This is a genomic window from Flavobacterium hauense (assembly GCF_054457175.1).
The window spans coordinates 84,693-98,100 of record NZ_JBTKVX010000006.1; the positions used below are offsets into that span (position 1 = coordinate 84,693).

Consider the following 13,408-nt stretch of genomic DNA (forward strand, 5'->3'; position numbering starts at 1 on the left):
TAAATATTAGTTTTTTGTAGATTTTTTTAAAATCATTTTTATGAAATCAACATATATATTAAGGTATAAAACCAAAAAAATCAGCTATTACTAAATCTGGATATCTCAGGCTGTCAACTTGTCATAATATTGAAATTAATGCTATCTTTGCGACCTGATTAAGCACTACAGAAGTGAATTATGGAAAAGATTATTGAAGAAAACAAACAGGGACAAAGCCTTGTTTTAGAGCAGAAAGAAGGAAATACAAAAAAGCTTTTTATAGAGAGCTATGGCTGCCAGATGAATTTTTCGGACAGCGAGATCGTAGCATCGATACTTGCCAACGAAGGATTTAATACCACCCAGAACATTGAGGAGGCTGATCTTGTATTGGTAAACACTTGTTCTATCCGTGATAAAGCGGAACAAACGGTGCGTAAAAGACTTGAAACATATAATGCCGTTAAAAAGATAAATCCCGGAATGAAGGTAGGCGTTTTAGGCTGTATGGCCGAACGTCTTAAAAGCCAGTTCCTGGAAGAAGAAAAGATAGTAGACATGGTTATAGGCCCGGATGCCTATAAAGACCTTCCTAATCTTCTAAAAGAAGTTGACGAAGGCCGCGATGCTATTAATGTTATCCTTTCAAAAGATGAAACCTATGGCGACATTTCTCCGGTACGCCTTAACAGCAATGGAGTTACCGCATTTGTATCGATAACGCGTGGATGCGACAATATGTGTACCTTCTGCGTAGTACCATTTACCCGTGGCCGTGAGCGTAGCCGTGAACCGCAAAGTATTATGGAAGAAATCGCCGATCTTCACAGTCGTGGATTTAAAGAAATTACGCTTTTAGGTCAAAATGTTGATAGCTACCTTTGGTACGGAGGTGGACTTAAAAAAGATTTTGTAAAGGCTTCTGAAATGCAAAAAGCTACTGCCGTTGACTTTGCACAATTGCTGGACATGGCTGCGAAAGCTTACCCAAAAATGCGTTTCCGTTTCTCTACTTCAAATCCGCAGGATATGCACATGGAGGTAATCGAGATAATGGCGAAACACCATAATATATGCAAATACATTCACCTTCCTGTACAATCAGGAAGCACGCGCATACTTAAAGAAATGAACCGTCAGCATACCCGTGAGGAATATATGGCGCTTGTTGACAATATTTACCGAATCATCCCTGAAATGTCACTTTCTCAGGATATGATTGCAGGTTTCCCTACAGAAACAGAAGAAGATCATCAGGATACGCTGTCACTTATGGAGCATTGCCAATATGACTTCGGATTCATGTTTGCCTATTCAGAGCGTCCCGGAACACTGGCTGCAAGAAAAATGGAAGACGATATTCCTGCCGATGTAAAAAACCGCAGGCTTACAGAAATTATCAATCTTCAGCAAAAAATGGCTTTAGAGCGCACACAGCGTTTCATTGGCCAGGTAGTGGAAGTACTGGTAGAAAAAGAATCAAAACGTTCTGACGCCCACTGGAGCGGAAGAAACTCTCAAAATACGGTTGTTGTATTCCCTAAAGGCGACTACAAACCGGGCGATTTTGTAAATGTTCTTATAAGCGAATGTACTTCTGCAACACTTATTGGTGAAGCGGTTGGATATAGTGAAAAAATGCAGGGTTAAGCCAAAGAAAACATATGGAAAGTGTACAAGCCATAAAGCAGCGATTCGAGATTATAGGGAACGACCCTAAGCTTAATCGTGCCATAGAAAAAGCGATCCAGGTTGCTCCAACCGACATTTCGGTACTGGTAACGGGAGAAAGCGGTGTAGGTAAAGAAAATATTCCTAGGATTATACATGCCTTATCACACAGAAAGCATGGTAAATATATTGCAGTAAACTGTGGTGCTATACCCGAAGGAACTATTGACAGCGAACTATTTGGACACGAAAAAGGTGCTTTTACCGGTGCCACTGGAACCCGCGAAGGCTATTTTGAGGTTGCCGATGGCGGTACAATATTCCTGGACGAAGTGGGCGAACTGCCACTTACCACACAGGTAAGACTGCTTCGTGTACTTGAAAATGGTGAATTCATAAAAGTAGGTTCGTCGCAGGTACAAAAAACCAATGTGCGCATTGTAGCAGCTACAAACGTGAATATGTTCGACGCTATTGAAAAAGGAAGATTCAGGGAAGACCTCTACTATCGTTTAAGCACGGTTGACATTTCACTTCCGCCGCTACGTGACAGGAAAGATGATATTCATCTGCTGTTCAGAAAATTTTCTTCTGACTTTGCCCATAAATATAAAATGCCCCCTATTAAGCTGGAAGATGATGCAGTACAATTACTGCAAAAATTCCGTTGGGGAGGAAATATACGTCAGTTACGAAATGTAGCCGAACAGATCAGTGTTCTGGAAGCCAACAGAAACATTACCGGCAACACACTGCGCTCATACCTGCCAGAAGAAGGAAACAATCTGCCTGCCATAGTAAGGGACAAAAAACCGGAAAGTGATTTCAGCACAGAAAGGGAAATATTATATAAAGTGTTGTTTGACATGAAAAGCGACCTTAACGACCTGAAAAAACTTACCATGGACCTAATGCAAAATGGTAATACTTCTAAGGTTCAGGAATCCAATAAAGGTCTGATCCAGAAAATATACGGCACGCAAAACGGTGACACCCTTGAAGATTTTGAAGACCTGCCACGCACGGAGGTTTTTCCAGCTCAAAAAGCAACACGCCCCGAGCCACCTGTTATTGACCAGGAAGACGACGACGACGATGACAACTACCTTTTTGCAGAAACTGTTGAAGAAGAGGAAACACTTCGTTTAGATGAAAAAGAGATAGAGCTGATAAAAAAAGCGCTTGAGCGTAATAAAGGAAAACGAAAAGCAGCAGCTGATGAGCTTGGGATTTCTGAAAGGACTTTGTACCGAAAAATTAAACAATACGACTTATAGCCTTATGGCACATATTATGAGATATTTTAAATTTATAATGGCTTTTGCCTTACTTTTAACCTTAAGTGCCTGTAACGTTAGCTATAACTTTTCGGGTTCGGGTAAAATTGACGCCAAAACCTTTCAGGTAAATTATTTCCAGAACAATGCCGACATCATTGAGCCCGGTATTGAACGTACCTTTACACAAAGACTGCAGGATCTAATACAAAACCAGACTAATCTGAGTATTACCAATTCAGGAGGAGATTTAGTATATGAGGGAGAAATAACACAATATCGTATCTCTCCTATGACTGCCACAGCAGACCAAAGGGCATCACAAAACAGGCTAAGCATTACCGTAAACGTAAGGTTTACTAATAAAAAGAATGAAAAAGATGATTTTGAAAAGCCTTTCAGCTTTTACTATGATTTCTCAGGAGATGCTTTACCAACGGGCTCAGTACTAAATACCGCGCTTGATGCAATTTTTGAAAGGATTACACAGGATATTTTTAACGAGTCACTGGCTAAATGGTAAACCAAGTATTCAGTATACTGTCGCAGTTGGCAGTCTTTCCGTACACTGAACACTGAACAAACTGAACAAACTGAACAAACTGAACACAAAAGACTATACATCCCTGCTCAATAAGCCTTACTCATTAAATGAAAGGCAGACGGCCGAACTGGAAACCCTCCTTTCGGAATTCCCGTTCCTGCAAAGCGCGCGCGCTATTTACTTAAAAGGACTTTATAATCAGGATAGTTTCAGGTATAATACTGAACTAAAAAAAACAGCAGCTTACACAACAGACCGTTCTGTTTTATTTGACTTCATTACGTCGGAACAGTTCCAAACCATCGAAAAAGAGGTTTTTGTGCAACAGGAAATAGCTGTACAAGCCATCGATGTTAACGATAGTGAAACACTGGAAACAGTAAGTATCACTGAAATCACTCAACCCGTCGAATTCACCAAGTCTGAAACACCAGTCGATAAGATAGAAGAATCTATTAAACGTTCTATTCAGTCCATCGAAGAAACACAGACTTCGTATTCACCAACTATAAAACAACCTGAAGTTTCAGATAAACTTACAAATTCGGTCAGGGATTCTATACAGTCTGCAGAAGAACAGGCAACTGTAAAACCTGAAACAGAGACTCCTCAAAAAACAGAAACTAATGTTGAGGCAACCGAAGAGAAACTCAGCATCGGTAAACCATTAGATTTTAACAGCAACGAAACTCACTCCTTTGCTGAATGGCTTCAATTATCAAGACTGGCACCTATAATAAGAGATGAGGAAGCAACAGAAATAATTTCAGACAATGAAAATGACGACCCTATCGCTAAAAAAATGGAGCTGATAGACAAATTCATAGAAACGAATCCTAAGATCGCACCTGCCAAAAACAGTACGTCACCCGTAGTAAACGTTGAGCGAAGTACACAAGACAGCTCTATGCTGATGACTGAAACTCTGGCAAGGGTTTACCTCGAGCAAAAAAAATACAGCAAAGCAATTCAGGCATATGAAATTTTAATTTTGAAATATCCGGAAAAAAGTGTTTTCTTTGCAGACCGTATTTTAGATATAAAGATAATTCAACAAAATAACAACTTAAAGAACGATGCTTAACTTTTCAATTTTTCTGGTACTAATAACAATAGTAAGCTTTTTGCTTGTAGTGGTAATCATGGTGCAAAACCCTAAAGGCGGAGGCCTGTCTTCTTCTATTGGAGGTTCTCAGATGATGGGTGGCGTTCAAAAAACAACTGACTTCCTTGACAAGAGTACATGGACACTTGCCGCTATATTAGTTGCTCTTATCCTTTTCTCAAGCTTAAGCTTTTCTTCAATGGGTGATAATGATTCATTCATCGATGAATCTGCAGTACCGGCAGCACAAACTCCGGCGGTTCCTGCTAATGGAGAAGCTAAACCTGCAACCCCAGCTGCACAGCCTGCAACAACACCGGCTCCTGCGGCACAACCACAACAGTAATTTCTTCGTAAATAAACGATATAAAAATGCCAGCCTTATTAAGCTGGCATTTTTTCTGAAAATATGTCATACTTCAACCAACTGGCATAATTTCTGAAAAAAAAGAAATATCAATTAATAACAATCAAAATTAAATTAATATAAATATGGCTTTAAACATTAAACCCCTTTCAGACCGCGTACTTATTGAGCCGGTAGCTGCAGAAACACAGACTGCATCAGGGATATTCATTCCTGACACCGCTAAAGAAAAACCACAAAAAGGTATAGTAGTAGCCGTTGGTAATGGCACTAAAGACCATGACATGACTGTAAAAGTTGGTGACACTGTTCTATACGGAAAATATGCCGGAACTGAATTGAAATTTGATGGCAAGGATTACCTTATCATGAAAGAAGAAGAAATTTTTGCTGTAATCTAATTGAGGTTAATTATTTTAAAAAACATATACAGAAAACACAATGGCTAAAGAAATAAAATTTGACATAGAAGCACGCGATGGCTTAAAGCGAGGTGTGGATGCATTGGCAAATGCAGTAAAAGTAACTCTAGGCCCTAAAGGCCGTAACGTTATCATCAGCAAATCATTTGGCGGACCTACAGTAACTAAAGATGGTGTATCTGTAGCCAAAGAAATTGAACTTGCTGACACCCTTGAAAACATGGGTGCACAAATGGTTAAAGAAGTAGCTTCTAAAACCAATGACCTTGCCGGTGACGGTACAACTACTGCAACAGTTCTGGCTCAGGCTATCGTTAAAGAAGGCCTTAAGAACGTAGCTGCAGGTGCCAACCCAATGGATCTTAAACGCGGTATTGACAAAGCGGTTGAGGCTATTGTAGCTGATCTTTCTAAACAAGCGAAAGTTGTAGGTTCTGACAGCGAAAAAATCAAACAGATCGCTTCTATTTCTGCTAACAACGATGAAACTATAGGCGAACTTATCGCTACTGCTTTTGGTAAAGTAGGTAAAGAAGGTGTTATCACTGTTGAAGAAGCTAAAGGAACTGATACTTATGTGGATGTTGTAGAAGGCATGCAGTTTGACAGAGGTTACCTTTCTGCTTACTTCGTTACCAACTCAGAAAAAATGGAGGCCGAACTTGACAGGCCATACATTTTACTATATGACAAAAAAGTATCTTCAATGAAAGACCTGCTTCCGGTACTTGAACCGGTTGCACAATCAGGAAGACCATTATTAATTATCGCTGAAGATGTAGACGGAGAAGCTCTTGCTACACTGGTAGTAAACAAACTAAGGGGTGCACTTAAAATCGCTGCTGTAAAGGCTCCGGGCTTTGGCGACAGAAGAAAAGCTCTTCTTGAGGATATCGCAATCCTTACAGGTGGTACAGTAATCGCTGAAGAAAGAGGTTATACTCTTGAAAATGCTACGCTTGAAATGCTGGGTACTTGTGAAAAAGTGACTATCGATAAAGACAACACTACTATTGTAAATGGTGCAGGTAACCAGGATGACATTAAAGGACGTGTTAACCAGATCAAAGCACAGATGGAAACTACAACATCTGATTATGACAGGGAAAAACTTCAGGAAAGGCTTGCCAAACTTGCAGGTGGTGTAGCTGTACTATATGTAGGTGCTGCATCTGAAGTAGAAATGAAAGAGAAAAAAGACCGCGTAGATGATGCGCTTCACGCTACAAGAGCAGCTGTTGAAGAAGGTATTGTTGCCGGTGGTGGTGTTGCCTTGTTAAGAGCTAAGACTGTTCTATCATCGATTAATGCTGAGAACGCTGATGAAGCTACAGGTATCCAAATCGTATCGCGTGCTGTTGAGGCTCCACTAAGGACTATTGTTGAGAATGCAGGCCTTGAAGGATCTGTAGTTGTTGCAAAAGTTGCTGAAGGCTCAGGGGATTTTGGTTACAATGCAAAAACTGATGAGTATGTAGACATGCTTGCTGCAGGTATCATTGACCCTAAAAAAGTTACACGTGTTGCTCTTGAAAACGCAGCATCAGTAGCCGGTATGATACTTACAACTGAGTGTGCCCTTATTGATATTAAAGAAGAAGGTGCCGGAGGCGGAATGCCAATGGGCGGCGGAATGCCTGGAATGATGTAATAAACAATATTTCAACAACTTATACAAAGGAGCGTTTTTCGAACGCTCCTTTTTTGTTTATTTTAACACGAAAACATCTATTTTGTTAAATTATAACACCAAAAAATATATTTTTGCAGTATCCAACTATCCATTCAGCCAACCAATGAAAAATTTAATTTATGCCTTTTTAGCAATAGGCGTGTTGCTATTTACTACTACACAAAAAACGTATTCCCAACAAGCAAAGAGTGAAGAGATCATGAAGTCTGTAGTCGACTATTTCGCTATGGAACGTGAAAACATTCACGTACAACTAGACAAAAAAGTTTTTATGACTAATGAAAGCGTTTGGTTTAAGGGCTATGTATTTCATCGCAAGAAAAATATTCCTTTTTTCAACACGGTAAACATATATGGTTCTCTTATAGATTCTGAAGGAAAAATTATTGAAACCAAGCTTATTTACGGTAATATTGGAAGCTTCACAGGATCTTTTAAGCTTGGAAATAAATTTAAATCCGGAAAATATTACCTTCAGTTTTATACCAACTGGATGAATAATTTCATAGAAGATGAATCCGCCGTTTACGAAATTTCGGTAGTGAATCCCGAAACAGGCGTAGGCAACGCAATAGCTAAAGCAGATCCTTCTAAAATCATAATTGATTTGAGGCCTGAAGGAGGCACACTGCTAAGCACTTCCGCAAACACTATCGGTGTACACGTGGCCGACTGCAACAATAATCCTTTACCGGTTACTACAGTCGATATTGTTGACGCTTCCGGAAAACTCTTCAGAAAAGTACAGTTAAACAGGCTTGGTTTTGGGAAGTTTGAACTACCTGCCAAAACTCCTGACGGGTATAAAGCCATAGTAACGCTTGAAGACACAAAACACGAAAAACCTCTGCCTGTAGCTGAACTGAAAGGCATTTCGCTGGAAGTAAACAATTTTACCATTGCCGATAAAACAATAATAAAAGTTCGCACGAACAAAATAACATGTGATTCTTTTAATGGTCAAGCATTATATATGCTCATCCACCAGGATGATAAAGTACTTGTATATGAACTAAAACTGAATCCGGGTACTTCTAGTTTTGAGCAATCTATTGTAATTCCAAATGCTGATCTGGCCGAAGGGCTAAACACTATAAGAATAATCGACAGCAATCTGATCCAATTATCGGAAAGGATGTTCTTTAATTATCCAAAGAGCGGGCTTAGTATAAATATTGCAAAAGCCGGACAAGCTAATGAAAAATTAAAATACTCAGGTAAAGTAAATTACCCCAACATGAACCTAAGCTTAACCGTACTACCGGAAACAACCATAAGCTTTGACGACACAAACGATATATATGGTTCATTCCTTTTATTACCTTACATAGAAAACCAACATAAAGTATCTGGCAGGCATTATTTCACAACACTTTCTAAAAACAAATTATATGAGCTGGATATGTTTTTGATCAGCCAGAAAAGCAAATACAACTGGATCAACATCAGACAAAATCCACCCAAAAGCAACTACCTTTTTGACATGGGAGTTACTCTTAAAGGCACGATTCCCGGCACCATCGACACTCGTTTTGCAAAGTTGAGATTGTATTCGGTCACATCGGGAATTGATGAAATCACCACTGTAAATGAAAATAAAGAGTTTACTTTCGACCATCTTATCATAACCGACTCATCTTACGTAAATTTCACACTAATCAAAAAGGGAAACGAGCCGAAAGAATTAACCCTAGCACCACAGGTACTTAACGGAAATGCTAAGTTTAATAAATCGTACAAGCCTGAACCTCAATTTTACACCACATTAACTAATTCTGATGGATTTAAAAGCCCGAATATTCTTAGTGATGCATCTTCTACCGAACTCGATGAAGTACAAATAGAAGGCAACGCTTTAAAATTTGCCAATAGCTTTGGTAACGGAAACTTACATGGCTATAAAATCACTGAAGATAAAGCATCGAAGTATCAAAACGTTGTTCAGTTCATAAAAACATACGGAGGTTTTAGGGTCGAAAATAATTACCAGACAGGGCAACTAATGATCTATAGCCGTACAGTGAATACTATAAATGCTTCACAGTCCGTTCCTATTATTTATATAGATAACGCACAGCTATTAGATATTTCATTGCTTTCACAAATTTATCTGGACGATGTGGATGAAATATACATGAGCTCGACCATGATAGTACCTTCGATGCGCAATTATGCTGGTATGATAAAAATATATCTGAAAAAAGGGGCAGGCCCTAGTAAAAAGGGACTGACACCTACAATAATTGTTAAAAACAGTTTTGAAAAACCTATTAGATTTGAAAATGTTACGTATAACAGTGTTGATGATAAAGGCTTTGAAAACTTCGGCATTATAGACTGGCAGCCAACTATAATGACCAATGAGAATGGTGAGTTCAACATTTCAATCCCTAAAATGTCATCAAAACCTTTAAAAGTATTAATAGAAGGCTTTAGTGCAGACGGCAAACTGATCTCAGAAATAAAAACTATTGACCCTAAAAGCTAATAAAAAGAAAACCCAACATAAGTTGGGTTTTTTCTTTTAAAAATTACAGCCTTTCATACTGGCAGCATCCGTGAAGCTTATCATACACTTCATCTTTGGCTTTTACTTTATCGGTGTCATGTCCGGCTTTAGCAACCGCAGCATGTACATCATCGATACTGCATTTATTCTCATCAATAATAAGATGCATATCATGATGGTCCTGATGCCATTGTGCCGACTTAACACCTTTAACGCTGTAGGCAGCAGCTTCGATTCTTTTCTTACAGATACCACAATTACCATTAACAGCAATCTCATAGGTTGCATTCTTTTTCTTTTCCTGTTTTTTGTCCTGTGCCTGTACTGATAGACCTACCAGGGTTACAAGCATGATCATAATTAGTTTTTTCATTATTTTCGATTAGTTTATATTAACTCCTGAACCCACCCCTCCTCTCCCAAAGGAGAAGGGATTGAGCATTTTATTTTATTTTAAAACGTATACCTGCATAATACATCTGCCCAAAAATTGGAGCATATACTATTGAAGTATCAAATTCGTTGCCAAAAGGGTCGTTAGCACCCAGAACAGCTTTCTTTTGCTGATAGTTACCTAAATTCTCGGCACCCACATAAGCTTCAAAAACACCTGAGAACGTACGCGTTACCTGTGCATTCATTAACGAGAAAGATGGCGAATAATTGCCCATTTGATTCTCCGGGCTGTTAGTCCCGGTATAAGGAAGGCGTTGCTTGCCCATCCAGTTATAGGTAAAGTCAAACTTCCATTGTCTTCCTCCATCAACAATATGCGTTTCATAGGCCAGATTAGTAAAGAAACGGTGTTTTGCCTGAAGTGCCCTATCCTGCATACCGGTAGTATATTGCGTTTGTATATCGTAATACTTGTAGGCTGTACGTACATTGAAATGGTGTGTTATCTCATAATTTAACTCCAACTGTAGGCTGTTAGCATACGATTTGCCATCTAAGTTATAGAATAATGCCTGTTGCGGCGATGCATAAAGGTCTACAACCGCCTGATTTTGGAAATCGGTCCTGTAGAAATCTACCACAAATTCTGTGTTTTTGCCAAACAAAGTAAAGCCCTGCACAAAGCTCACACCATAGTTCCACGCAATTTCAGGGTCAAGCCCGTATACTTTCCCTCCACCATTGATAACATCTAACGAACGTGAACTACCGAACAATGATTGATTTTCTGCAAAAATATTCGCTGCCCTCTTCCCTCTTCCGGCGGAAGCCCTTAATGTACCTTTTTCCCATGGATTGTATCGAAGGTGCATCCTAGGCGTTGCAAAAGCTCCAAGTCGGTTGTGTACATCAAAACGGCCGCCCAGCGCAATGGTGAAATCGTTAGCATTATCATAGGTATATTCAAAAAATGCACCTACTGAATTATCTATCCTGCTGTAATCAGTAGTGTTTACAAATTCACCATATTTATCATAGGTAAAGTTTAAACCTGTAGCAAACTTGTTCAGTGTATTGGTTATAATAGAATTGAAAATAAGGTTAGAGTAAAAGCTCTTCTGGTCTATATCATAGGTTCTGAACCCAAAGTAAGACTCCTGCCTGTGCCAGTTAAATGCCGACTGCAATCCTATACTCTGATAGGGCATATCAGGGAATACATAACCAAGTTTTCCTGAGATGTCAGCCTTATCTGTATTTATTTCAGAGCCCCAGTGATTAGTAGTAAACTTATCGGTATCCGGATCAAAATCGACCTGACCGGTTTGTTTTTCATCACGCATATAACGTGCATTGATAAAACCTACCCAGCCTTTCTCAGTATCGGTATACTGCCAGCGATTCATTACGTTAATCTGCTTCCCTAAAGGATTATCCAGAAAACCATCATCATTCATGTCATTTTTACTCACCCTTGCATTACCGTGAACGAAAAGGCTGCTGCTCCATTTCTCTGAGAATTTCTTGTTGAAATGGGTATTCAGTTCGAAACGACTGTCGGTAGACCCATAAGCATTTAAAAAGAACGGAATATCGTTTACAGGCTTTAATAGCTCGTAGTTGATTTGTCCGGAAATACTTTCGTAGCCATTAATTACCGGCCCTGCTCCTTTAGTGATCTGGATACTCTCTACCCAGGTGCCCGGGACAAATGATAGGCCATAAGCTTGAGACGCTCCTCTCACAGCCGGAATATTCTCTTCGGCGATAAGCAGATACGGGCTTGTAAGACCAAGCATTTTAATTTGGCGTGTACCAGTAAGGGCATCTGAGAAGCTAACATCAATAGATGGATTTGTTTCGAAGGCTTCAGCGATATTACAACAAGCAGCTTTTAGCAGCTCTTTACTTCCCATGGTAGTTACGTTAGCCGCTTTAACCTGGCTGCGTTCAAGGCTTTTTCGGGTTTTATCTACCACAACCTCATTAAGATCTTTGCCTTTGGCAGGTTTCATCTTATGTTCGATATATTTTGGAGAATCTACCTCAATCGTATCAGTGGGATACCCCAGATAGCTGATAAGGAGTTTTTTGTTTTCGGATGAATATGGTATTGAAAAAGTACCGTCTTCTGCGGTCGAAGCCGCTATTGTAGTATTAAGCCAGTTGATACCGGCACCCGGAAGCGGATTATTTTGCTCGTCGAGAACCTTACCGCTTACATTTTCCTGTGCCTGTGCATAAGTAACACATAGCAACAGCAATATAAATATTTTGCGCATAAAAAAAGTTATATCATTAATAATTAGTCTATTCCCGGATTTCGGGAATCAATTATAATGTATAACTCAGGCGTAGAAAATGTATTGGCAATATAGTTTAAAGAGCGGTGGCGCATGGGCCTCGCAATAAAACGAAGGTGTTTCTTTAGCAATAGCCTGCGTGTAAGTCGCAAATTGTACAGGTTTCCACTCCTCTACTGCATAAAATGCGCTAAGGTCAAGCTGTAGCGATTTTACAATGATATTATCCTGACTGTCGTCCTGTAGCTTTACGAGGTCATTCTTGCAGCATTTCTTGTGGCTTTCAGAAGCCTTTGCACAACACCCCTTAGCCTCAGGCTTATGAGTATCGTTGCAAGGCTCATCTATCTTATAAGCCAGAGTAACTGATGATACTTCGTTATGGCAATAATGCACATTGACAGCAAACCCCATATTGGATGCCAATATCAGGAGAGTTAAAAGGATGCTTATGTGCTTATTGAACTTCATATCGTGACAAATGTATATATTTTCTTCTAAATGCAAATAACCTGAAACCTGTTAAAATGCAAAATGTGGGAATTTCATAGTTTTTTGCCGGTAAAAACATAAGTGGAACAACGTTTGTAGTAAATTTGTATAAAATTTATTTACAATGACATTTGAAGAATTAAAACCAAAAGTTACCGATATACTTCACCATGACAATGCTTTAAGAGAAGAAAAGCTGTTACAGCTTTGCCACTTGTTGCGTGACAATATTGACTATTATGACTGGGTAGGCTTCTACTTTGCTAATGGAGACAAACCTGAACTATTGCTTGGCCCTTATGCCGGCGAAGCTACTGACCACACTGTTATCCCATTTGGTAAAGGTATTTGTGGACAGGTGGCAGTATCGAACCAAAACTTTGTTGTGCCCGATGTAAAAGCACAGGATAATTATATCGCCTGCAGCTTTACAGTAAAATCAGAAATTGTAATACCATTGTTTGTAAACGGAAAAAACATTGGTCAGATTGATATCGACTCACATGTGCTTGATCCGTTTACCGAAAGAGATGAGCGTTTCCTAGAGTTCGTGAATGAAGAGGTAGCGAAACTTTTTTAAAAAGTTGCTAAGTAACTAACTTGCACAGTCACAAAGTTTTTTAGCTGAAACTTTGCTACTCAGCTAC

General features: G+C 39.3%; 12 protein-coding genes. 9 read left to right on the top strand and 3 right to left on the bottom strand.

What is annotated here, in order from left to right; all coding sequences use genetic code 11:
* The first annotated feature begins 180 nt into the window (after window positions 1–180).
* The 8 genes from miaB to ACX0HA_RS05680 all read left to right on the top strand — a co-directional run bounded on the left by miaB (window position 181) and on the right by ACX0HA_RS05680 (window position 9,549).
* Window positions 181–1,632, top strand: a complete 1,452-nt coding sequence (gene miaB, locus ACX0HA_RS05645; RefSeq protein WP_458844296.1) for a tRNA (N6-isopentenyl adenosine(37)-C2)-methylthiotransferase MiaB — start codon at window positions 181–183, stop codon at window positions 1,630–1,632.
* A gap of 14 nt (window positions 1,633–1,646) precedes the next feature.
* The gene (locus ACX0HA_RS05650) at window positions 1,647–2,930 is read left to right on the top strand and encodes a sigma-54 interaction domain-containing protein (RefSeq protein ID WP_458844297.1); all 1,284 of its coding nucleotides are present in this window, start codon (window positions 1,647–1,649) and stop codon (window positions 2,928–2,930) included.
* 37 nt (window positions 2,931–2,967) lie between these two features.
* Window positions 2,968–3,453: an LptE family protein gene (locus ACX0HA_RS05655; protein ID WP_458844298.1), complete on the top strand. Its 486-nt coding sequence runs from the start codon at window positions 2,968–2,970 to the stop codon at window positions 3,451–3,453.
* A 340-nt stretch (window positions 3,454–3,793) separates the two neighbouring features.
* Entirely contained in the window at window positions 3,794–4,558 is a 765-nt protein-coding gene (locus tag ACX0HA_RS05660) for a tetratricopeptide repeat protein (RefSeq protein WP_458844299.1), read from the top strand.
* On the top strand, window positions 4,551–4,925 hold the full coding sequence (gene secG / locus ACX0HA_RS05665) for a preprotein translocase subunit SecG (RefSeq protein ID WP_458844300.1): 375 nt from the start codon (window positions 4,551–4,553) through the stop codon (window positions 4,923–4,925). The genes ACX0HA_RS05660 and secG overlap by 8 nt, the downstream gene beginning before the upstream one ends.
* 146 nt (window positions 4,926–5,071) lie before the next feature.
* Window positions 5,072–5,347, top strand: a complete 276-nt coding sequence (locus ACX0HA_RS05670; RefSeq protein WP_458844301.1) for a co-chaperone GroES — start codon at window positions 5,072–5,074, stop codon at window positions 5,345–5,347.
* 40 nt (window positions 5,348–5,387) lie between these two features.
* Window positions 5,388–7,019: a chaperonin GroEL gene (gene groL, locus ACX0HA_RS05675; protein WP_458844302.1), complete on the top strand. Its 1,632-nt coding sequence runs from the start codon at window positions 5,388–5,390 to the stop codon at window positions 7,017–7,019.
* A 145-nt stretch (window positions 7,020–7,164) separates the two neighbouring features.
* Window positions 7,165–9,549: a hypothetical protein gene (locus ACX0HA_RS05680; RefSeq protein ID WP_458844303.1), complete on the top strand. Its 2,385-nt coding sequence runs from the start codon at window positions 7,165–7,167 to the stop codon at window positions 9,547–9,549.
* A 43-nt stretch (window positions 9,550–9,592) separates the two neighbouring features.
* Here ACX0HA_RS05680 and ACX0HA_RS05685 read toward each other — a convergent pair whose 3' ends face one another.
* From ACX0HA_RS05685 to ACX0HA_RS05695, 3 genes are all read right to left on the bottom strand, one after another.
* Window positions 9,593–9,943, bottom strand: a complete 351-nt coding sequence (locus ACX0HA_RS05685) for a heavy-metal-associated domain-containing protein (protein ID WP_458844304.1) — start codon at window positions 9,941–9,943, stop codon at window positions 9,593–9,595.
* 70 nt (window positions 9,944–10,013) lie between these two features.
* The gene (locus ACX0HA_RS05690; protein WP_458844305.1) at window positions 10,014–12,248 is read right to left on the bottom strand and encodes a TonB-dependent receptor; all 2,235 of its coding nucleotides are present in this window, start codon (window positions 12,246–12,248) and stop codon (window positions 10,014–10,016) included.
* A gap of 66 nt (window positions 12,249–12,314) precedes the next feature.
* The gene (locus tag ACX0HA_RS05695) at window positions 12,315–12,740 is read right to left on the bottom strand and encodes an HYC_CC_PP family protein (protein WP_458844306.1); all 426 of its coding nucleotides are present in this window, start codon (window positions 12,738–12,740) and stop codon (window positions 12,315–12,317) included.
* Between the two features lie 145 nt (window positions 12,741–12,885).
* On the opposite strand from ACX0HA_RS05695, the gene ACX0HA_RS05700 reads away from it, so the two are divergent.
* Window positions 12,886–13,341, top strand: coding sequence for a GAF domain-containing protein (locus ACX0HA_RS05700; protein ID WP_458844307.1), 456 nt, complete (start codon window positions 12,886–12,888; stop codon window positions 13,339–13,341).
* The last annotated feature ends 67 nt before the right edge of the window (window positions 13,342–13,408 follow it).